16 protein-coding genes are annotated in these 20,445 nt (G+C 72.2%); 13 read left to right on the forward strand and 3 right to left on the reverse strand.

What is annotated here, in order from left to right:
* The first annotated feature begins 14 nt into the window (after positions 1-14).
* The 8 genes from ACZ7L7_RS14490 to ACZ7L7_RS14525 all read left to right on the forward strand — a co-directional run bounded on the left by ACZ7L7_RS14490 (position 15) and on the right by ACZ7L7_RS14525 (position 14,902).
* Entirely contained in the window at positions 15-1,079 is a 1,065-nt protein-coding gene (locus ACZ7L7_RS14490) for an AAA family ATPase (protein ID WP_471432461.1), read from the forward strand.
* The gene (locus ACZ7L7_RS14495; protein WP_472075967.1) at positions 1,076-5,044 is read left to right on the forward strand and encodes an SAV_2336 N-terminal domain-related protein; all 3,969 of its coding nucleotides are present in this window, start codon (positions 1,076-1,078) and stop codon (positions 5,042-5,044) included. Before ACZ7L7_RS14490 ends, ACZ7L7_RS14495 begins: the two co-directional genes overlap by 4 nt.
* Positions 5,045-5,207: 163 nt before the next feature.
* Positions 5,208-7,703 carry a SpoIIE family protein phosphatase gene (locus ACZ7L7_RS14500; protein ID WP_471593369.1) on the forward strand — a complete coding sequence of 832 codons (2,496 nt, stop codon included), beginning with the start codon at positions 5,208-5,210 and terminating at the stop codon, positions 7,701-7,703.
* A 74-nt stretch (positions 7,704-7,777) separates the two neighbouring features.
* Positions 7,778-10,546, forward strand: coding sequence for a SpoIIE family protein phosphatase (locus ACZ7L7_RS14505; protein WP_472075968.1), 2,769 nt, complete (start codon positions 7,778-7,780; stop codon positions 10,544-10,546).
* A 203-nt stretch (positions 10,547-10,749) separates the two neighbouring features.
* Positions 10,750-12,114 (forward strand): FAD-dependent oxidoreductase, encoded by a 1,365-nt coding sequence (locus ACZ7L7_RS14510; protein WP_472075969.1) that lies wholly within the window; start codon positions 10,750-10,752, stop codon positions 12,112-12,114.
* Positions 12,115-12,242: 128 nt separating this feature from the next.
* Positions 12,243-12,872, forward strand: a complete 630-nt coding sequence (locus tag ACZ7L7_RS14515) for an FxLYD domain-containing protein (RefSeq protein ID WP_285512644.1) — start codon at positions 12,243-12,245, stop codon at positions 12,870-12,872.
* 177 nt (positions 12,873-13,049) lie between these two features.
* Entirely contained in the window at positions 13,050-13,544 is a 495-nt protein-coding gene (locus tag ACZ7L7_RS14520; protein WP_285512645.1) for a lamin tail domain-containing protein, read from the forward strand.
* Positions 13,545-13,762: 218 nt separating this feature from the next.
* Entirely contained in the window at positions 13,763-14,902 is a 1,140-nt protein-coding gene (locus ACZ7L7_RS14525; RefSeq protein ID WP_285512646.1) for a hypothetical protein, read from the forward strand.
* Positions 14,903-14,977: 75 nt separating this feature from the next.
* Here the strand turns inward: ACZ7L7_RS14525 and ACZ7L7_RS14530 are convergent, their stop codons facing one another.
* Positions 14,978-15,964, reverse strand: a complete 987-nt coding sequence (locus tag ACZ7L7_RS14530) for a hypothetical protein (RefSeq protein WP_285512647.1) — start codon at positions 15,962-15,964, stop codon at positions 14,978-14,980.
* A 288-nt stretch (positions 15,965-16,252) separates the two neighbouring features.
* On the opposite strand from ACZ7L7_RS14530, the gene ACZ7L7_RS14535 reads away from it, so the two are divergent.
* The 3 genes from ACZ7L7_RS14535 (at position 16,253) to tgmB (ending at position 17,963) form a co-directional block, all read left to right on the forward strand.
* Entirely contained in the window at positions 16,253-16,576 is a 324-nt protein-coding gene (locus ACZ7L7_RS14535; protein ID WP_285512648.1) for a DUF1232 domain-containing protein, read from the forward strand.
* A 194-nt stretch (positions 16,577-16,770) separates the two neighbouring features.
* A complete protein-coding gene (tgmA, locus tag ACZ7L7_RS14540; RefSeq protein WP_093724750.1) occupies positions 16,771-16,962 on the forward strand; it encodes a putative ATP-grasp-modified RiPP in 192 nt (63 codons plus the stop codon).
* 17 nt (positions 16,963-16,979) lie between these two features.
* Positions 16,980-17,963 (forward strand): ATP-grasp ribosomal peptide maturase, encoded by a 984-nt coding sequence (gene tgmB, locus ACZ7L7_RS14545; RefSeq protein ID WP_285512649.1) that lies wholly within the window; start codon positions 16,980-16,982, stop codon positions 17,961-17,963.
* Between the two features lie 9 nt (positions 17,964-17,972).
* Here tgmB and ACZ7L7_RS14550 read toward each other — a convergent pair whose 3' ends face one another.
* Positions 17,973-18,182 (reverse strand): hypothetical protein, encoded by a 210-nt coding sequence (locus tag ACZ7L7_RS14550; protein ID WP_285512650.1) that lies wholly within the window; start codon positions 18,180-18,182, stop codon positions 17,973-17,975.
* A 150-nt stretch (positions 18,183-18,332) separates the two neighbouring features.
* A complete protein-coding gene (locus tag ACZ7L7_RS14555; protein WP_285512651.1) occupies positions 18,333-18,782 on the reverse strand; it encodes a DUF2269 family protein in 450 nt (149 codons plus the stop codon).
* A 195-nt stretch (positions 18,783-18,977) separates the two neighbouring features.
* Here ACZ7L7_RS14555 and ACZ7L7_RS14560 point away from each other — a divergent pair, with 195 nt between their 5' ends.
* Together ACZ7L7_RS14560 and ACZ7L7_RS14565 are read left to right on the forward strand one after the other, a co-directional pair.
* The gene (locus tag ACZ7L7_RS14560) at positions 18,978-19,937 is read left to right on the forward strand and encodes a GlxA family transcriptional regulator (RefSeq protein ID WP_285512652.1); all 960 of its coding nucleotides are present in this window, start codon (positions 18,978-18,980) and stop codon (positions 19,935-19,937) included.
* 100 nt (positions 19,938-20,037) lie between these two features.
* Complete coding sequence (locus ACZ7L7_RS14565; protein ID WP_285512653.1) at positions 20,038-20,409, forward strand: hypothetical protein; 372 nt, start codon at positions 20,038-20,040, stop codon at positions 20,407-20,409.
* Positions 20,410-20,445: the final 36 nt, after the last annotated feature.

The following is a 20,445-nucleotide window of genomic DNA, read 5'->3' on the forward strand; positions in this document are numbered from 1 at the left end:
GGAGAGGAAGTCGGATGGACACCGCCAAGGACTGGTGGATCTACCGGGGCCCGGGCACAGTCGGGGAGCGGCGCGCCCGGCTCGACGAACACCGGCCGCCGTGGCGGGAGTTCAAGGGCGAACCCGATCCCGAGTACACCCCGCCGGGCACCGAGGGCCCGGCGTGGGCGGAGACGTACGAGCGCGGGGACGGCTATGTGCCCGACGACTACGAAGTGGACGCCGTCAACACGGCCCTGTATTTGCGCCGCCCGCTGCTCGTCACCGGCAAGCCGGGTGTCGGCAAGTCGACTCTGGCCCACAGCATCGCGGCCGACCTCGAACTCGGCCCGGTCCTGCACTGGCCGGTGACCAGCCGGAGTTCCCTGCGGGACGGGCTCTACCAGTACGACGCGATCGGGCGGCTGCACGACGCGAACCTGAGGCACCTGGCATCCTCCGGCCGCAGCCGCCGCCCGCCGGGCGCCAAGCGCCCCGCCTCGGGGAACTCCATCGCACCGTATCTGCGCCTCGGTCCGCTCGGCACCGCGCTGCTGCCTCAGGACCGGCCCCGGGTGCTGCTCGTCGACGAGATCGACAAGAGCGACATCGACCTGCCCGGCGACCTCCTCACCGTCTTCGAGGAGGGCTCCTTCGAGATCCCCGAGCTGGCCCGGATCGCCGCCCGGCAGCCTCGGGTCAGGGTCGGCACTCAGGACGGCCCGAAGGCCCGCGTCGGCATCGAGGGCGGACGCGTCCAGTGCCGGGCCTTCCCGATCGTGGTGCTCACCAGCAACGGCGAGCGCGACTTCCCGCCGCCGTTCCTGCGCCGCTGTATCCGCCTGCACGTCGAACCGCCCACGAAGGACAAGCTGGAGCGGATCGTCCGGCAGCGCCTGCGGCTCGACGGATCGACCGGTGACGACGACTACCGGGACCTCATCGAGGCTTTCGACACCCGCCGGACGGAAGGCGACCTGGCCACCGACCAACTCCTGAACGCCGTCCAGTTGCGGCTGAGCGGCGCGTGGTCCGGGGCGGACGAGCGGGAGGACTTCCTCAGGACCGTGCTGCAACGGCTGACGGGCCCGCTGGCGTGATCGAGGACCTGTTCCGCGCCCTGCGGGAGTCCGGCGCCGACGCCGGCCCCGAGGAGCTGGCGGACATCCTCTGGCTGGCGGCGCGTGTCGGCGGCACGGCGGGCGCGGGCGTACGGCAGTGGCCGGAGGCAGGTGCGGATCCCGATCCGCTCGACCTGCCCGAGCCCGGCTCGCCGGGGCGGGAGGAGGCGGCCCCGGAGCCGACCGAGGAGTTCTACGGCGCGGCCGATGTGACGGACGCGCCCGGCCCCTCACGCGACGGCATCGAACTGGTCCGAGTCCGTCGTGCCGCGTCCCTGCGGGACCCGCTGGCCCTGATGCGGGCCCTGCGCCCCCTGGGCCGCAGCACGGGCCGGCGGGAGCCGGACTACGGCTCCGCAGACCTGGAACTCGACGAGGAACTGACCGTCCGCCGCACCGTCGAGCAGCGACTGCCGCTGCCCGTGCTGCGCCCGCGCAAGGCGCGGTGGCTGGACCTGGCGCTGGTGATCGACGCCCACCACTCGATGCTGCTGTGGCACGACCTGGTGGCGGAACTGCGGCGCGTGTTCGTGCAGACGGGCATCTTCAGGGACGTCCGCGTGTGGCACCTGAGCGGCACGGGTGGGGGCGGGCCGCTGTCGGTCTCCCGGACACCGGACGGCGAGCCGCGCAGTGTGCAGGAGGTGTCCGACCCGTCCGGCCACCGTCTCGTCCTGGTCGTGACCGACACGGTGGCGAGCGGCTGGGCCGGGGCCGAGGCCGCCGGGATGCTGCGGCAGTGGTCGACCCACGGTCCGGTGGCCCTGCTCAACGTCCTGCCCCGCCGGCTGTGGGACCGGGGCGCGGTGCGCCCTCGGGCGTTGCTGGTCCGTTCGGTGGGACCGGCGGCACCCAACACGTCCTGGCGCCAGTCCCCGGCCAACCGGAGCCGACGCCGCCGACGCCCCGAACCGGAGGGCATCGCGATTCCGGTGGTGGAGGCCACGGCGGGGTCGGTGTCGGTGCTGGCGAGGGTGGTGGCTGGCGACAGTCAGTGGAAACGGGTGCAGTCCTTGTCGGTCCCGAGGGTGCCGGGGGCGCACGCGCCGGCATCTGCCCTTCCTGAAGAGCCGGGCGCAGAAAGTGTCGAGGAGATCCTGCGGCGCTTCCGCGCGGGAGCGTCACCGACCGCGCAACAGCTCGCCGGGTACCTGTCCGCGGTGCCGCTGAGCCTGCCGGTCATGAACCTGGTCCGCCAGGTCATGCTCCCGGACTCCGAGCACGGCCACCTGGCGGAGGTCGCCCTGGGCGGCTTGCTCAGGCCCTGGGCCGGTGCAGACGCCACCGACCCGGACAGCGTTCCTTTCGACTTCCGGCCCGGTGTGCGCGAGGCCCTGCTCGGCGGACAGCGGCGGGACGCCATCACGTCGGTGCAGGAAGTCGTACGGCGGGAGATGGGGGCGGGGGTCAGTGAGCGGGGGGCGGTCAGCGGGGGTGACTTTCTCGCGGGGCGCACCGGCCGGGGTGAGGGAGGTCAGTGGGCGGTCGCGGGAGAGGCGGTGCCGTTCGCTACTCGGGCGACGGGGGCGGACGGTTCCGGGGAGGCGTGGGAGCCGCAGTGGCAGCGGGTCTCGGATCTCTCGTGGGACGTTCCGGACGAGTCGAGCTACGTCGTGCGGGCGGTGGACGAGCAACTCGACGAGGTCATCACGCGGGCCCTGGAGGGCCACTCCTCGTGCACGGTGCTCGTCGGGGCGCGGGGCGCGGGGAAGACTACGGCGATCGCCCGTGCGGTGCGCAAGTTGCCGGCTGACTGGACCCTTTGGATTCCGCGGGATCTGGACCGGCTGGAACAAGGCCTGCTCCTCCTGCCGCCCCGCTCCGTCGTACTGCTGAACGAGCTGCGTCCCTCTGGCCGCGAGCACCTCCACTACGCCCGGTACTTGTTCGCCCCGTGGCGGTCGGGGCCTGTCGTCGTGTTCGACGAAATCACGGAGGACGAGGCGGAGGCGGTTCCGCCGCAGGAGTACATCGAGGTGGCGTACGTCAAGCCCTGGATCGCGCATACCGACGTACTGCGACGGGTTGAGGCAGCACCTTTGGTCGCCAGAGCCGTGCTGCGGGCGGCGCTGGACATTCAGCGTCTGGGCCATGCCCCCGATATGAGGCGGGACCTGCTGACGGCTGCGGCCGAGGTCTATCTCCCCACAGGTGTACCGAAGGGCCTGACGCAACAGGACATCTCCAAAGCCCTGGCGTACGCTTGCGAGCCTTTCGCGGAGAAACCGCCGCTCATACTCAGGACACCGCGCCTTGCAGGCCCGTACCGGTTGCTCCGCCTACTGCTGCACGCGTACGAGGCGGAAACCCCCTCGTTCAACCCGCCAGAGGCTCTGTGGCAGGTGCTGGCCCAGTACGCCGACCGTGACTCGCTTCCCGCACTCGCCCAGTCCGCCCGCGAGCGAGGGTTGTCCGACACAGCCCGGCACCTCGACGCCGTCTTCGCCTTCCACGACCCTGATCCACGGTCTGCCGCCGTCATCCGGGACATCGCAAAGGATGCCGAGCGGCGTCTGTGCCAGGTTCGCAGCAGTCGAGGCGACCTGCTGGGCTGCGGCGTCATCCTGTCCGACGACGGGCTGGTGGTCACCGCGTTCCCACGGATCCCCGTCGCGGACCTGACCGGAGTCCTACGAGTCCGGCCGCACAACGGCGACCTCGTCGTCGCCGCACGGCTTGCGCCGTCCCCTACGCCGACGGAGCTCTCCTACCTGACCATGAACCCCCGCGCGAAACTGCCGGGCGTGGAGCGGGTGGACGCGACGTCCATGCCGTCCCCCGGCCGGCTGGTCCTCGTGGTAGGTCTCGACGGCGAACGAGCCGCCCAGGTGACCGTACTTCGCTGTCTGGTCAGCCATACGGCAGGGAACGCCTACTACCTCGAACCGATCGCGCGTGCCCCATGGCCCGCTCCCGGTGCGGCTGTCGTCGACCTGAGCGGCAAGGTGATCGGGGCCGTGGGGGCTGTCCACGAACCGTCCCAACGGCTCGTCGGCACCCCCATCACTCCCCCCGGAAGCCTCGATGTGCGCTCGGCCCAACTCTCCGTGCCCCCCGGACTCATCGACCCGACGCGGTCGCGTGCCTTGGTCGTTGGAGCCGGTGCCTATCGTGACGAAAATCTGCCGGACCTGCCGGGCGCCGCGAACGCGGCGAACGCGCTGGCGTTCGCCCTGGGGTGGGGGCATCAGAGCAGAGCCTTCGGCTCCCAGAATGTCGAAGCGCTCTGGAACCCGCCTTCTCGCGAAGGGTTCGCAGCCAGGCTCCTCGATACGGCCCGGCAGGCCGAGCACACGCTCCTGCTGGCCTATACGGGCCATCTGATCGAGACCCAGGACGATGCGTTTCTGGCGCTCCCGGACACCGATGTCGAGCACCCCCACCCCACCGCCCTGTCCATCCAGGACCTGTATTCCATGTTCAAGCAGAGCCCGGCCCGGTTCAAAGTGCTGCTCCTCGACGCCCACGCCCAGAACCCGGACCGTATCTGGTCGTCGCTCAGCCAGGACCCCGACCGAGAGGGAACCTGGGCGTTGCTGTCGTCGCGCCAGCAGTCCGACCAAGAGCCGCACGCCATGACCCACCACATCGCCCGCTTGCTCGGCACAGGCATCCCCGGAGGTCCCGAGTTCCTGACCCTCCCGGACTTCGTGCCCACCGCCGGCAGAACCGTCTCGGCCTATTGGTACGACGTCCCTGCCCTGCGCATCCGCAACCCCGCCTTCACCCCGTCCGCCTCCGCCGAGCACACCGGCGTCATCAAGTGGTTCAACCTGGAGAAGGGCTTCGGCTTCATCACCCTCGACAGCGGCCGCGACATCTTCGTCCACGCCTCCGTGATCGACTTGAACAGTTTCAGCACGTTCGAAGCAGGTCAGCGCGTCCGCCTCACGATCAGCAAGCACGCCAGGGGGACCCAGGCCACCAACGTCCGCCCGTACTGAAGATCCGGGACTCAACCCCCACGCCCCGGGTACACGGAGCCCGACTCGTGTGATCCTCGGGAAAGGGCAGGACTCCCGTGCCGCCCGGGTGCGGCGGGCGGGTCTTCTGGCGCATTCTTGCTGTGTCGCCCCTAGGGACGGCGCACGGACGAGGTAGGGGCCGATGACTGGGAGCGTCGAGCACACGCAGCTGACGCCCGGGCGGTCGACGGCGGCGCTGATCGACGCCTCACTGAAGGCGTTCAGGGCCGCGGAAGGCCACGCGGCGGGGGTTTACATGACCTCCAGCACGCCCGGAGTGCTCCGCCTGTCCGCGCTCGTAGGACTTCCGGGCCGCCTGTTCAAGCCCTGGTGGCGGCTGCACATGGACAGCCGTTTCGCCGTCGCCGACGCGCACCGGCTCGGGGTCGAGGTCGTGCTGGCCAACGCCACCGAGACCATGCGCCGCTATCCCCAGTTCGCGGCCGGTCTGCCGTTCCAGTTCGGGTCCCTGTACGTGCCGGTCACGACCGACGGCAAGGCGTACGGCGTGCTCACCGTGCTGCGTCCGGCCGCCGCCGACGCCACCGAGCTGCTGCCGGAGCGGGAGCGGCTGGCGCGGCTGGCGCAGGAGCTGGCGGGGCGGCTCAAGGAGGCGGAGGCGGACGGGCCCGTGCGGTGGGACGGCGAGCCGCTGTGCGTACGGCCGCCCGCGTCGCATCCGCCGGGGCGGGCCGGATGCTTCGGCTGGGACCCCGCGACCGGGGCTGTGACGGCGGACGACCGGCTGCGCAGGATGCTGGGGGCGGTCGCCGAGGAGTGCACGAGCGGCGAGCGTCCGTTCGCCGATGCCGTGGCCCCAGGTGATCCCGAACCGCTGCTCGCCGCACTGCGTGACGCCTCCGCGGGTCGGCCGCCGCCGCTGCCGCTGTATCTGCGCGGCGCGGACGGCGCGCTGCGGCTGGTGGAGTTGTGGCGGGCGGACAACGGCGCGTCCCCGGTGTCCGAGGTGCACGGTGTCGTCATCGATCCCGGGCCCGCCTCGGCGGCCGAGTCCGCGGCCGATCTGCTCCCCGACGGAGTGTTCGCGCTGGACCGGCTGGGGACGGTCGTGTACGCCAATCCGCGCGCCGCCGACCTGTTGGAACTGCCCCGGTCGCAGTTGCTCGGCAGACCCCTGTGGGACGCCGTGCCGTGGCTGACCCAGCCCGCCTGCGAGGACCATCTGCGCAAGGCGCTGCTGTCCCCGGAGCCGGTGTCCTTCCACGTCGGACGGCCCGATGCCAAGGCCGCCGGGGACTGGCTCGTGCTGTCCCTGCACCCGGGCCCGGAGCTGCTGACCTGTTCGGTGCGCCCGGCGCACCACGTGGTCGAGGTGCCCGCCGACGCCCCGAAGGAGGTCGCCGAGCCCGTCGAGGCCGCGCCGGCCCCGGAGCCGTCCATGGCGCCGCTGTACCGGCCGATCGTGCTGGCCATCGCGCTGACCGAGGCGGTGACCGCGCGCCAGGTGTCCGCGGTGGTCATGCGGGAGCTGCTGCCCGCGTTCGGCGGGCGTCGGCTGGCGATCTACCTGCTCCAGGACCGCCATCTGTTCCTGGCCTGGGAGAGCGGCTTCCCGCCCGGGTTCCTGGCGCCCTTCGAGGGGGTGGGGCTGGACGAGCGGCTGCCCGGGGTGGAGACGCTGACCAGCGGTCGCCCGCTCTTCTTCGACTCGATGGAGCAGCTCGGGGAGGCCTATCCGGGCATACCGCTGGACGCCGAGGAGGGCGCGCGGGCGTTCCTGCCGCTGATCGCCTCCGGCCGTCCGGTCGGTTCGTGCATCCTCGGCTTCGACCGGTCGCGCACCTTCAGTACCGAGGAGCGAGCCGCGCTCACCGCGCTCGCCGGGCTGATCGCGCACGCCATGGAGAAGGCCAGGCGCTACGAGAGCGAGGCAACCCTCGCCCGCGGCCTGCAGCAGGCGTTGCTTCCGCGGCGGCTGTCCGCGCACCCGCTGATGGAGACCGCGGGCCGGTATCTGCCCGCGACCCAGGGCATGGAGATCGGCGGGGACTGGTACGACGTGGTCGCCGCCGGGGACGGGCTCGCCCTGGTCATCGGTGATGTCCAGGGGCACGGGGTGCAGGCGGCGGCCACGATGGGCCAGCTGCGCACGGCGGTGCGGGCGTTCGCGCTCGGGGACCGGCCGCCGGACGAGGTGCTGAGCGGTACGAACCGGCTGCTGATCGACATCGACTCGGGGCTGTTCGCGAGCTGCTGCTACATCCGCCTCGACCCGGTCACCGGCATGGCCCGGGCGGCCCGTGCCGGGCATCTGCCGCCGCTGCTGCGTAGCCCGGACGGTCGTACGCACCGAGTGGATCTGCCCGGCGGGGTGGTGCTCGGTGTGGACCCGCAGGCCCGCTACCCGGTGGCGGAGCTGGTCATCGACCCGGGCGCGGTGCTGGCGCTGTACACGGACGGGCTGGTGGAGCGGCCCGGCGGGGACATCGACGACGGCATCGGGCGGATGCGGGTGGCACTGGCCCGGGCGGGCACTCCGCTCGGCAGGCCCGGCGGGCAGTCGCTGGCGAAGATCGCGGACCGGCTCACGGCGACCGCCCGGCACACCGTCGACCGGCCCGACGACATCGCGCTGCTGCTCGCCACCCGGCGCGCGGCGCCCCGGCCCGATGCCTGAGGAACCCCGGTGACATGCTGTGACGGTGTGTTACGCCTCTCGCCTCCTGGGGTCGAGCAGTGTAGACATGGCTCATGGTCCGACTCTCGGGTCGATCAGGGGCCCGGTCACTCCGACGTCGTAGTGGTCCGCGTCCCCACCGTGCGCCCGACCGCGCCCGCGGGCTGCGCGGAGGCGGCATACCGGACGGCGGGCGCCCGGCGAAGCACAGCCGGCGGCCGAGGTCGCCGCTGAGCCGGATCAGTGTGGCCGGGCAGGTGTTCCTGTTCCAGGTCGTCATCGTGATGCTGCTGGTGGTGGCCGCGGTGGTGGCGCTGGTGCTCCAGGTACGGCACGACAGCACCCGCGAGGCCCGCAACCGCTCGGTCGCGGTCGCCCAGTCCTTCGCCAACGCGCCCGGCACCGTGGAGACGCTCGGCGCACCCGACCCGTCCAAGATCTTCCAGCCGCAGGCCGAGGCCGCGCGGGTGACGACCGGGGTCGACTTCATCGTCGTCATGAACACCGACGGCATCCGCTACAGCCACCCCAAGCCGGACCGGATCGGCAAGCAGTTCGTGGGCACCATCGAGCCCGCGCTGCGCGGCGAGGTGGTGACGGAGGAGATCGTCGGCACGATCGGGCCGCTGGTGCAGGCGGTGGTGCCGATCAAGGACGCCGACGGCAAGGTGGTGGGCCTGGTGTCGGCCGGGATCACCACGGCGACCGTGGGCGGTACCGCCGACCAGCAGCTGCCGCTGCTGCTGAGCGCGGCGGCGGTGGCGCTCGCCCTGGCGACGGGCGGTACGGCCCTGGTGAGCAGACGGCTGCTGCGGCAGACGCACGGCCTGGGCCCGCACGAGATGACGCGGATGTACGAGCACCACGACGCGGTGCTGCACGCCGTGCGCGAGGGCGTGATCATCGTCGGCGACGAGGGGCGGCTGCTGCTCGCCAACGACGAGGCGCACCGGCTGCTCGACCTGCCGGCCGACGCGGAGGGCCGCCAGGTCGCCGAGCTGGGGCTGGCCTCCGACACCGCGGAGCTGCTGACCTCCGGTCGGGTGGCCACCGACGAGGTGCACCTGGTCAAGGAGCGGCTGCTGGCGGTGAACCAGCGGCCGACGAATCTGCGCGGCGGCCCGTCCGGCAGTGTGGCGACGCTGCGCGACTCCACCGAGTTGCGGGCGCTGTCCGGCCGGGCGGAGACCGCGCGCGAGCGGCTGAGCATGCTCTACGACGCCGGTGTGGGCATCGGCACCAGCCTGGACGTGACGCGCACCGCCGGGGAGCTGGCGGACCTGGCCGTGCCGAGGTTCGCGGACTTCGTCACCGTCGACCTGTTCGGGGCGGTGCTCAGCGGCGGCCAGGCCGAGACGGTGTCGCCGCTGCACCGGACGGCGTTCAGCGGCATCCGTGAGGACGCTCCGCTGTACCCGCTGGGCAAGGAGATCGCGTTCGTGGAGACCTCGCCGCAGGCGCGGGCGCTGGAGGCGGGGCGGCCGGTGCTGGAGCCGATGCTCGCCCAGGCGCCGGGCTGGCGGGCGCAGGATCTGGAGCGGTCGGCGCAGGTGGTGGAGTACGGCATCCACTCGCTGATCGCGGTGCCGCTGCGGGCCGGGGCGCTGGTGCTGGGCGTGGTCAGTTTCTGGCGGTCGGAGAAGCCGCAGCCGTTCGACGCCGAGGAGCTGGAGCTGGCGGAGGAGCTGGTCGCGCGGGCGGCGGTCTCCATCGACAACGCCCGCCGCTACACCCGTGAGCACAGCATGGCTGTCACGCTGCAGCGCAGTCTGCTGCCCCGTTCGCTGCCCGAGCAGAACGCGCTGGAGATCGCCTACCGGTATCTGCCCGCGCAGGCCGGGGTGGGCGGCGACTGGTTCGACGTACTGCCGCTGTCCGGGGCCCGGGTGGCTCTGGTGGTGGGGGACGTGGTCGGGCACGGGCTGCACGCGGCGGCCACCATGGGCCGGCTGCGGACCGCGGTGCACAACTTCTCGGCGCTGGACCTGCCGCCGGAGGAACTGCTCTCGCTGCTGGACGAGTTGGTCGCCCGGATCGACCAGGACGAGGCGGCGGAGGCCGCGAGCGCGCCGGTGACCGGGGCGACCTGTCTGTACGCGGTGTACGACCCGGTGACCGGGTGCTGCACGGTCGCCCGGGCCGGGCATCCGCCGCCCGCGCTGATCCACCCGGACGGGAGCGTGGAGTTCCCGGACGTGCCCGCGGGTCCTCCGCTGGGGCTGGGTGGGCTGCCCTTCGAGACGGCCGAGCTGGACCTCGCGGAGGGCAGCCGGCTGGTGCTGTACACCGACGGTCTGGTGGAGGACCGGGAGCACGACATCGACGAGGGTCTGGAGCTGCTGCGGGAGGCGCTGGAGCGGGCGGGCGGCGGTTCGCCGGAGGAGACCTGCCGGAGGGTGCTGGACGCCCGGCTGCCGGACCGTCCCGGTGACGACATCGCGCTGCTGGTGGCGCGGACCCGGGAGCTGCCCGCCGACCGGGTCGCGGAGTGGGAGGTGCCGTCGGATCCGGCGGAGGTCGCCAAGGTGCGCGCGGAGGTGACCCGGCGGCTCGCCGACTGGGACCTGGAGGAGCTGGGGTTCACCACCGAGCTGATCCTCAGCGAGTTGGTGACCAACGCGATCCGGTACGGCGGTGAGCCCATCCGGGTGCGGGTGATGCGCGACCGGACGCTGATCTGCGAGGTCTTCGACAGCAGCAACACCTCGCCGCATCTGCGGTACGCCGCGATGACGGACGAGGGCGGGCGCGGGCTGTTCCTGGTGGCGCAGGTCGCGGAGCGCTGGGGCACGCGGTACACGTCCGAGGGCAAGGTGATCTGGGCGGAGCAGCCGCTGCCGTAGGGGCCGCCGCCCGTAGGCGCGAGCGCACCGCCCGTAGGCGCAGGCGCGCCGCCTGTGGACGCGGAACCACCCATAAGCGAGGCCGGGGACAACCCATAAGCGTGCCTTATGAGCTCATAGAGCGGACCCCCGTACCGACTTAGGGTTGCCTTAGCTTAGGCTTCCCGTCGAGTCGCTTGTCCTCGCTCGAAGGGAACCTGATCATGCCCCGCCCCCTGCGGGTAGCCATAGTCGGAGCCGGCCCCGCCGGGATCTACGCCGCCGACGCGCTGCTCAAGTCCGAGGTGGCCGCCGACCCCGGTGTCTCCATCGACATCTTCGAGCGCATGCCGGCCCCGTTCGGTCTGATCCGCTACGGCGTCGCTCCCGACCACCCGCGCATCAAGGGCATCATCACGGCCCTGCACCAGGTCCTCGACAAGCCCCAGGTCCGCCTCTTCGGCAATGTGGAGTACGGCGCCGATCTGCACCTGGACGATCTGCGCGCCTTCTACGACGGCGTCATCTTCTCCACCGGCGCCATGGCCGACCGCGAGCTGAAGATACCGGGCGTCGACCTGGACGGCTCCTTCGGCGCCGCCGACTTCGCGTCCTGGTACGACGGCCACCCGGACGTGCCGCGCACCTGGCCGCTGGAGGCGGAGAAGGTCGCCGTGCTGGGCGTGGGCAATGTGGCGCTGGACGTCTCCCGCATCCTCGCCAAGACCGCGGACGAGCTGCTGCCGACCGAGATCCCGCCGAACGTCTACAAGGGCCTGAAGGCCAACAAGGCCGTGGAGATCCACGTCTTCGGCCGCCGCGGCCCGGCGCAGGCGAAGTTCAGCCCGATGGAGCTGCGCGAGCTGGACCACTCCCCCACCATCGAAGTCATCGTCAACCCCGAGGACATCGACTACGACGAGGGCTCCATCGAGCAGCGCCGCTCCAACAAGCAGGTCGACATGGTCGCCAAGACCCTGGAGAACTGGGCGATCCGCGACGTCGGCAACCGTCCGCACAAGCTCTTCCTGCACTTCTTCGAGTCGCCGGTGGAGATCCTCGGCGAGGACGGCAAGGTCGTCGGTCTGCGCACCGAGCGCACCGAGCTGGACGGCACCGGCAACGTCAAGGGCACCGGCCAGTACACGGACTGGGAGGTCGGCGCGGTCTACCGGGCCGTCGGCTACCTCTCCGACAAGCTCCCGAAGCTGCCGTGGGACATCGAGTCCGGCACCGTCCCGGACGAGGGCGGCCGGGTCATGCAGGAGACCGGCGAGCACCTGGACTCCACCTACGTCACCGGCTGGATCCGGCGCGGCCCGGTGGGTCTGATCGGCCACACCAAGGGCGACGCCAACGAGACCGTGGCGAACCTGCTGGACGACTTCGCGAACGGGCGGCTGCAGACGCCGGGCACACCCGCGCCGGAGGCCGTGGAGGCGTTCCTGGCCGAGCGCGAGATCCGCTTCACCACCTGGGAGGGCTGGTACAAGCTGGACGCCGCCGAGAAGGCACTGGGCGAGCCGCAGGGCCGTGAGCGCGTGAAGATCGTCGAGCGGGAGGACATGCTCCGCGCGAGCGGCGCCTGATCCCTACGGCGTGCGGGGCCCGGGACCGGCCGTCCCGGGCCCTTCCGCGTACGCCGAGTGGCTGCCCGGCTGCACGTCGTGCACGATGTGGCGGGGGATCGTGAAAGCCGACGGAAGGATCACCGGCCATGCGCACAGGCCCCCAGCGACCGACAAGACCGCCCCGGAGCCGCTCGGCGGCCATGGCGCTGGCCGGGATCCTGGCGGCCGCCGTGGGCGCGGTCTCCCTGGTGTCGTGCGGCTCGGACGACGACGACAACGGCTCGGCACCCACACGGAGCCGCACCGCGCCGGACACGGCGTCCTTCTCGGGCACCCTGCCCTCCGCGCTGGGTTCGGCGGCCGAGTCGGTCAAGGCGTCCCTGTCCGCGAGGGCTTCGTCCGCCTCGGCGCGCGCCTCCGAGTTCGAGGCGTCCGTCTCCGCGGAGGTGGCCCGCGCCAACGCCGCCGCGCAGGAGCAGTTGGAGGACGTCGAGGGCCAGGGCAACGCCATGGCCGACGTCTCGCTGCGCGGCAAGCCCCGGGCCGACACCGGCGGACTGCTCGCCGTCGTCGTCAGCATCACCAACCGCACGGACGAGACCGCCTCGTACGCCGTCCAGGTCGACTTCAGCGACTCCGACGGCAAGGTCGTGGAGACGCGGTACGTCGGCGCGGAGGACCTGGAGCCCGGTGAGCGCGCCACCCCGATCGCCATCAGCCGCAAGCCTCCGGAGCCGCCGCTGACGGCGAAAATCGCCAAGGCGCAGCGCTACTGAGGCAGTTACCGCCCGGCGACGGCGGGATGTCATCCAGCGGGAAGACCTGATCGAAAGGTCTTCCCGCTGGATCGTTTTGTGAACGGTTCTGACCGATCGACCCCAACGGACCTCACCAGTCCGCCGCATGCATATGATCGGATCTCTTCACTGAACCTTCACAAGGGGGGCTTCGTCATGCGCATACGCATTCTTCTGGGGGCGACGGCCGCCGCGGGCACGCTCGTCGCACTGTCGGTCGTACCGGCCCAGGCCGCCGAGTACACCTCGGCCCTGAAGATCAAGGGTGTCCAGTACGACGCTCCGGGCCGCGACTCCAACAACTGCGCGACCGGCAACTCCAAGTCCGAGTACCTGGAGATCAAGAACTACTCGTCCACCAAGACGGTCAACCTCAAGGGTTACGTCGTCAAGGACGCCGTTGGGAACAGGTTCACGTTCACCGCGAACCACTACCTGCAGCCCGGTGACCAGATCAAGCTGCGCGGGGGGCACGGGACCGACTCCGACGCCAAGAACGTCGTCTACCGCGACAACTGCAACTTCATCTGGAACAACGACAAGGACACCATCTACCTGAACAAGCCCACGGGCGCGGGTGCCGACTCGCACAAGTACACCAAGAGCGGTTCCGACCCGGACGGCAACGGCTACATCAAGTACCACGGCTGACAAAGTGTGACAAAGTGCGCAGGGCCCGCCCCAATGCGGATGGTGGGCGGGCCCTGCGCACGGGCCATTGTCATGAACTCAGCCGCCTCGGACCACGAGTGAACGGCATCCGGCCGGTGCGGTCCGCACACACCCCGTGTGCGGACCCCCGGTGACGGGGGACCGCTCCCAAGCGCCGATACTGGACGGAGCACCTGCCCCCGTCGCCCCCAGGACCCATGCCCAGCACGCCGAACGTCCGCCCCACCACTCCCCCCACCGTCTGGCTGGCCCGCGGCCGGCACACCGGCTCCCGTGCCGCCGAGGAGGTGGTACGGCAGTGGCTGCGGCGGCGCAAGGACGACGGCGGCATCGACGACTTCGCGGAACCGGCCGCGCAGCAGCGCGCGGATGAGCGCGTGTTCGAGGCCCGTTGGCGGGTCGAGGGCTCGACGGTGACGGTACGGGCCCGGCTGGCCCTCTCCGGCACCGGGGACTGGACGCTGGCCGCCGAGGCGGAGCGCCCCTGGGATCCCCGCTGGCCGTCGCCCGCGGAACTGTTCTGGCCGTCGGAGCCGGACGCCGGGTGGGACCGGGATCCGGCCACCGGAGCGCGCCTGGGCGGCCTCGACCCGCTTCCCGACGACGACAAGGCCATGCGGCACCTGCTGAAGGACGCCACCGGTGACGGCTGGGCCGTCCATGTGGTGGTGCACGAGGCCATGACCACCGACCAGCGCGGACAGCGGCCGCTCGGCGCGATGCTGCCGCCGGGGCTGCGGCACCGGGTCGTGGAGCACCGCGCCGCCCCGCACCAACTGCGCATGGTGAACTGGGCGCTGCGCGGCACCGGCGTGGAGGTACCGCGCGGCGGCGCCGTCGTCCTGCCCGGCTCCCCGGTCCCGCCGGACTACGACCCGGCCGCGTTCTCCGTGCGCACCGTCTTCCTCGACGGCACCGAACCCGCCGAGCTGATCGCCGCCGTCACCCGGTACGCGGCGCTGGACCGCCCGCTGCCGGAGGGCGCCGAGGACGCCGTCACCGCGCTGCGCGAGCGCTGGACCCTGCTCACCCTCGAAGAGGAGCTCGCCCGCGAACGCGCCCTGGTGGCGATGTACGCCGAGGCGCTGGAGGCGATGACCAAGTCCCGGGACCTGTACCGGGAGGCCGCGGAACGGGCCAACGAGGCCCTCGCCGCCTATCGCGAGGCGGCCGAGCTCCCGCCCCCGCGGCAGCCCTCGTCCGAGGGTTCCCCCCTCCAGTCCCTGACCCGGACCTTCACCCGTCTGAAGGAATCCGCCCTGTCGCTGCGACCGAGCCCGGCACCCGCGCCCTCGCGGGCCACGGAGCGCTCCGAGCACAGCCCGGACAGCGCCTGACGGACACGCGCACGGGACGGCGCCCGGAGAACCCGCGAAGGTCCCTCCGGGCGCCGTACGAGCGCTGCCCGGCCGTCACTGCGGACCGGCGCTCACCCCCGCCGTTTCACGCGGCGTCGGCTCCTCGGGCGTCGCCCGCTCCACGGGCGCGGGTGCCGTGCGCGCCTGTGCCCGTCCGGGTGACGTCACATGGGCCAGCAGGCCCGTCAGAGCCACCACGGCCGCGCAGCCCGCGGTCAGGGCGGCGGCCCAGGGCGGGGCGAGGGCGAGGTGCAGGGAGCGCGACAGGGGTGCCAAGGGCAGCCGCTCGCCGAGGAGTTGGGCAGCGGCCAGGGCCGCCGGGAGCAGGGCCGCGGTCGCCAGGAACGGTGCCGTGGTCCGTAGCGTCAGCAGCAGGGCCACCGCCAGGCACGCCACCGACATGCCCAGGGCCAGGGCGTAGACCCGCAGGCCGAAGCCCTCCGGGTGGAGCGGGAAGTACGCCACCGCGCACACCACCAGGGCCGCCACGGTGAGCCTGCCGGGCCAGATGGGCGGCCGGACCGGGCGCGGGGGCGCCGCGGGCGGCTCCGGCGGCGAGTCGGGGGTCGAGAGACCGTCGCGTTCCGCCGACAGGCGCCGGATCAGTTCGACGAGTTCCTCCACCGGACGCCCGGTGGCCGCCGCGCGCACCACCAGCCGCCCGCAGTGCGGCTGCAGGTCGGTGCGGTGCAGCAGTCCGACCAGCCGCGACACGTCCTCGACCGGGCGCCGCTCGGCGGCGGCGCGGATCGTCTCGTCCGCGCCCTCGGCGGTGCGCGGTGGCCGGGTGAGCAGGTCGACCAGGCGGGTCACGTCCTCCACGGAGCGGTCCACACCGACCGTACGGAGTGCCTGAACGGTGGAGCCGGCGTGCTCGGGCGAGCGCTCCAGCAGGGTGATGAGCCTCGCGACGTCCTCCACGGGCCGGTCGGCCACGGCGGCGTGCAGCAGCCCGCCCACGGGGTCGCCGTCGGCGGCCTCGGAGGGGGCGGTGGGTATGGCGGGGTCGTTGGAACTGGGTGATGAAGAGCGGGTGGTCATGCAGTGCTCCAGAGAGGGGTGCGCTGCCGCTGCTGCGCCCCCGAAGCGACACGCGACTGTACGGAGTCCATTACTAAGCGTTGCCGAGCACAACCGCCACCGGAGTACGCCAGACGTATGAGTCGCCTCCCAGCAGACCCTCCCGACCGCCTGAGCCACCGCTTGGTCAGATGTGCGATTGCTCCGGTTGCCGCAGTGCGGCCATAGCCGCGCCGGAGCAGGGAATCCGTTGGATGAGGCGTGCGCGCCGCGGGCTCCCGCGCGCGCCCCGAGGACGAGGAGGGCTCGGTGGACTCGACCACAGTGGTGATCGTCGGCGCCGCCGTCCTCGCGGCCGGTCTGCTGGCCGTGGCGACTGCGGTGCTGGTCCGGCTGGTGCGGACCCGGCGCAGGCTGCGCCGTGCGGGCCTGCCGACCGGGCCGCGCTGGGTGTTCTGGGGCGCCCTCGCGTACTTCGTGCTCCCGGCCGATCTGCTGCCCGATCCGGTGTACTTGGACGACATCGGCGTACTTCTGCTCGCCCTGCGCGCCTTGCGTGGATCCGTCGACCGGCGTGGTCCGGGGACGCCGTCGGAGCCGGTCGGGGTCGGTCGCCGCGGGGACGCCGCCTGAGCCGTTCGTCGGTCAACGGGCCTGCTGGGAGCGGTAGTCGGGCGGTCGATTCGTCGACAGTCACGGAGAGTAAGGAAACCAACCACTCGTTCGATTCGTATAAGTGGGTGGAAGCCGAAGGAAGTCGGCGGACCGAGTGACGTCCCTGGGTGGGCGGCGCGCTCGATCGAAGCAGCACCGGCGAGGGAGAGACGATGCAACCGTTCGCGCTCAACTACGCACGTCCGGCAGTGGACGCGCAGGTCACGGCGGGGTATGCCTACGATTCCGGACTGCAGTTGAACGTGACTCCGGACGGGCGGATCGCGGCACGCGACCACGCCCTGCTGAGAGAGCTGGGCACCACGACCTCCACGGCGGGTTCGAAGACCCACTTCGACGACTGAACGCGGACCCCGCCACCATGACCGTGTTGATTCTGACCACCGAAGAGGACGTCACCGCCGACATGGTGGTGGTGCACCTCAACGCCGGTGCGGTGCCGGTGGTCCGGCTCGACCCAGCCGATCTGACCGAGGGCGCCGCGCTGTCCGGCGAGTATGTGCACGGCGCCTTCCGTGGCCATCTGTCGTCCGGGGGACGGCTGGTGAGCCTGGACGGACTGCGGTCGGTGTGGGTGCGCCGGCCGGGGGTCCCGGCCGCGCGCGCCGCTCGGCCGTCGGCCTGGCTGACCGAGGAGTCGGCGCAGGCGCTCTACGGCATGCTGCGTGCCACGGGCGCCCGCTGGATGAACGACCCCGACGCCGCGCACCGGGCCCGGCACAAGCCCTGGCAGCTGCGGCTGGCGCAGAGCTGCGGGCTGCCGGTGCCGGCCACCCTGATCACGACGTTCCCACAGGCGGCGCGGGAGTTCGCCGAGCGCTACCCGGATCTGGTGGTCAAGCCGGTCTCCGGCGCCCATCCGCAGGATCCGCCGCGGGCGGTGCCGACCAGCAGGGTCGCTCCCGACGCCGACTTCTCCGCCGTGGCCTACGGCCCCACCCTGCTCCAGCGGCGCGTCGCCAAGCGGGCGGACATCCGGCTCACGGCGGTGGGCGAGCGGCTGCTGGCGGCCCGGATGCCGGTGGCGGCGGACGCCGACCCGGACGAGGTGGACGTCCGGTTCGCCCGGGCCGCCTCGCCCTGGGAGCCGGTGGAGGTGCCGCCGCGGATCGCCGAGAGTGTGCGCGCGTATCTGCGCGGGGCCCAACTGGCCTACGGCGCCTTCGACTTCGTCGAGGACGCCGACGGGACCTGGTGGTTCCTGGAGTGCAACCAGTCGGGGCAGTTCGGGTTCGTCGAGGTGGACACCGGCCAGCCGATAGCGCGGACCATAGCCGAGTGGCTCTCCCGGCCGGCCGTGCCCCGGCAGGCGCGGTTCAGGGGCGCGGACTCGGCGGTGTGCTGAGGGCCCGGGTCAGCGCTGCGGCCCGGGCGGCAGCGCCGAGCGCTGCCATCCGGCCCCAGGCCGGTCCGGGCGCTCGGCGGGCAGTGGGCTGAAGGACTCCAGCGGCTGCATGACGAACTCCAGCTCCCTGCTCACGCGTTCGGCCTCCCGCCGCACCTGCGAGGGAACGTCGCCACGTTCCGAGATCAGTCGGTCGTAAATGGGAGAATCCTGGAACACCCGTCAACGCGCCTTTCGTATCGCGGCCCATCGGCATGGGCACGACCGCCGAGTCTAGGCGCCCCGGCACACGCGCGTGCTAATCAGGGGACCCCCATTGACGAGGCACGACCCGGCGCTACGGCGCATTCGGGGGCGCACACCACCCGTTCAGGCGCCGGTGGTGGAACCCGGCCGGACGATCATCAGTACGGTGACCGTCGCCCACAGCAGATTGAAGACGCCGGTGAACATGGCGAGTTGGACCGTGCCGGACCGTTCGACCCGCTGTTCGGCGGCGAGTTGCTCCACGATCTCGTCCTGCCGGGGCAGGACGAACGCGACCAGGATTCCGGCGGCGGCCGCGGTCAGGGTGATGGACGTGATGAGCCAGGCGTCGCCCAGGACACCCATCGCGGCGCCGGTCGCGAGACCGAGCAGCGGGACGGCGACGCCGATCCCGGAGTAGACCCTGCAGATCCGGTGCAGCAGCCGGACGGTGTTCAGCCGGCCCTCCCGGTCGGTGCGCGCGGCCGGAGGGAACATACTGGCGGCGACGGTGACCGGGCCGACGGCCACGATCGCGGCCAGGACGTGCAGGGTGAGCAGGAACTTCGTCATCGCGGGGCGTCCGCCTCCGTGCCTCGGGGTGCTGGGGTACGCGGCCACGCTAGGAGCTGTCCGGACGGTCTCCCAGAGGCGAAAGTGACAGCTTCCAACGGATTCTCGCCAACCGGCGTGGACTGGCACTTCGGACGGGGAAGCGGCTGGACCTGGCTTCCTTCCCCTGGCGGGAATCCGCTTAGGGTGGTCTCCATGCACACCGTGGCGATCCTTGCGCTGGACGACGTGGTGCCGTTCGACATGGCGGCGCCCATGCAGGTCTTCGACTGGACCCGGCTGCCGGACGGCCGCCCCGCCTACCGGGTGCGCCTGTGCGCCGAGACCCCTGAGGTGCGCGCCGACTGCGGCTTCGGGCTGCGGGTCGACCGGGGCCTGGAGGCGCTGGCGGACGCGGACACGATCATCGTGCCGGGCCGCGCCGAGGGCGCCCCGCCCGCCTCACCGGCCGTGGTCGACGCGCTGCGCCGGGCGGCCGAGGCCGGTACCCGGATCGCCTCGGTGTGCGTGGGCGCGTTCGTGCTCGCGGAGGCCGGGCTGCTGAACGGGCTGCGCGCCACCACCCACTGGGTGGCCGCCGACCTGCTGGCCCGCGGCTACCCGGAGGTGGAGGTGCAGCCGGACGTGCTCTACGTCGACAACGGCCAGATCCTCACCTCCGCCGGGGCGGCCGCCGCCCTGGACATGTGCCTGCACATGATCCGCCGCGACCTCGGCTCGGCCGTCGCCGCCAACGCGGCCCGGATGTCGGTGATGCCGCTCGAACGGGAGGGCGGACAGGCCCAGTTCATCGTCCACGAGCACCCGCCGGTGCCCCGCGGCTCGACCCTGGAGCCGTTGCTGGACTGGATCGAGGACCACTTGTCCGAGGACCTCACCCTGGCGTCGATGGCGGCCCGCGCGGGGATGAGCGAGCGCACCTTCGGCCGCCGCTTCCGCGAGCAGACCGGCACGACCCCCTTGCAGTGGCTGCTCCGGGCGCGGGTGCGCCGGGCCCAGTACCTGCTGGAGAACTCCGACCACTCGGTGGAACGCATCGCCGGACAGGCCGGCTTCGGCTCGGCGACCGCCTTCCGGGAGCGGTTCCGCAAGGTCGTGGGCACCACTCCGTACGCCTACCGGGCCGCCTTCCACTCCAAGGCGCCGGGTATCTGAGCAGGTTTCGAACAGACCGGGTGATAAATCACCCGCGTCCCCCGGGGGCCGCTCGCCGTTGAGCAGGGCGCATTGCCCATCGCACGGACGGTGTACACCCATGAACTGCTCCAGCCGCCTCCTCTCCACCCTCTACATCGCCACCAGCTCCGGGCTCGCCTGGACGGCGGTCCTCGAATACCTCTCCGGGCCGATGTGGGCCGCGTGCCTGTTCGCGGCCGCCAGCATCGTCCCGGTCATCGCGGTGGTGCGCGAGAGCGTGATCGGTGACCAGCGCCGGGCCCTGGCGCAGTGGTCGGCACGGGCCGCGGCGCCCGTCCCGGCCCTCGTCGGACCGGACCCGGACGCCGCCGAGGACATCGTCCGCGCCGAACTGGACGGCGCCTGCTGCGAGCGCTGGTGGACCAGCCTCGGCAACGACCACGACCGCACCTGCCGCCACCACATCCGCCGCAGCAGCAGCGCGGCCTGACCGCACACGCGACCGGGGCGGAAACGGTCCCTCACA

The organism is Streptomyces sp. NPDC110618 (assembly GCF_055657065.1).

Coding starts and splice junctions, on each gene's coding strand:
- ACZ7L7_RS14525 (WP_285512646.1), top strand. CDS start 13,763: ATGCCCAGCACGCCGAACGTCCGCCCCACCACTCCCCCCACCGTCTGG.
- ACZ7L7_RS14565 (WP_285512653.1), top strand. CDS start 20,038: ATGAACTGCTCCAGCCGCCTCCTCTCCACCCTCTACATCGCCACCAGC.
- ACZ7L7_RS14560 (WP_285512652.1), top strand. CDS start 18,978: ATGCACACCGTGGCGATCCTTGCGCTGGACGACGTGGTGCCGTTCGAC.
- ACZ7L7_RS14500 (WP_471593369.1), top strand. CDS start 5,208: ATGACTGGGAGCGTCGAGCACACGCAGCTGACGCCCGGGCGGTCGACG.
- tgmB (WP_285512649.1), top strand. CDS start 16,980: ATGACCGTGTTGATTCTGACCACCGAAGAGGACGTCACCGCCGACATG.
- ACZ7L7_RS14530 (WP_285512647.1), bottom strand. CDS start 15,964: ATGACCACCCGCTCTTCATCACCCAGTTCCAACGACCCCGCCATACCC.
- ACZ7L7_RS14510 (WP_472075969.1), top strand. CDS start 10,750: ATGCCCCGCCCCCTGCGGGTAGCCATAGTCGGAGCCGGCCCCGCCGGG.
- ACZ7L7_RS14490 (WP_471432461.1), top strand. CDS start 15: ATGGACACCGCCAAGGACTGGTGGATCTACCGGGGCCCGGGCACAGTC.
- tgmA (WP_093724750.1), top strand. CDS start 16,771: ATGCAACCGTTCGCGCTCAACTACGCACGTCCGGCAGTGGACGCGCAG.
- ACZ7L7_RS14520 (WP_285512645.1), top strand. CDS start 13,050: ATGCGCATACGCATTCTTCTGGGGGCGACGGCCGCCGCGGGCACGCTC.
- ACZ7L7_RS14505 (WP_472075968.1), top strand. CDS start 7,778: ATGGTCCGACTCTCGGGTCGATCAGGGGCCCGGTCACTCCGACGTCGT.
- ACZ7L7_RS14515 (WP_285512644.1), top strand. CDS start 12,243: ATGCGCACAGGCCCCCAGCGACCGACAAGACCGCCCCGGAGCCGCTCG.
- ACZ7L7_RS14555 (WP_285512651.1), bottom strand. CDS start 18,782: ATGACGAAGTTCCTGCTCACCCTGCACGTCCTGGCCGCGATCGTGGCC.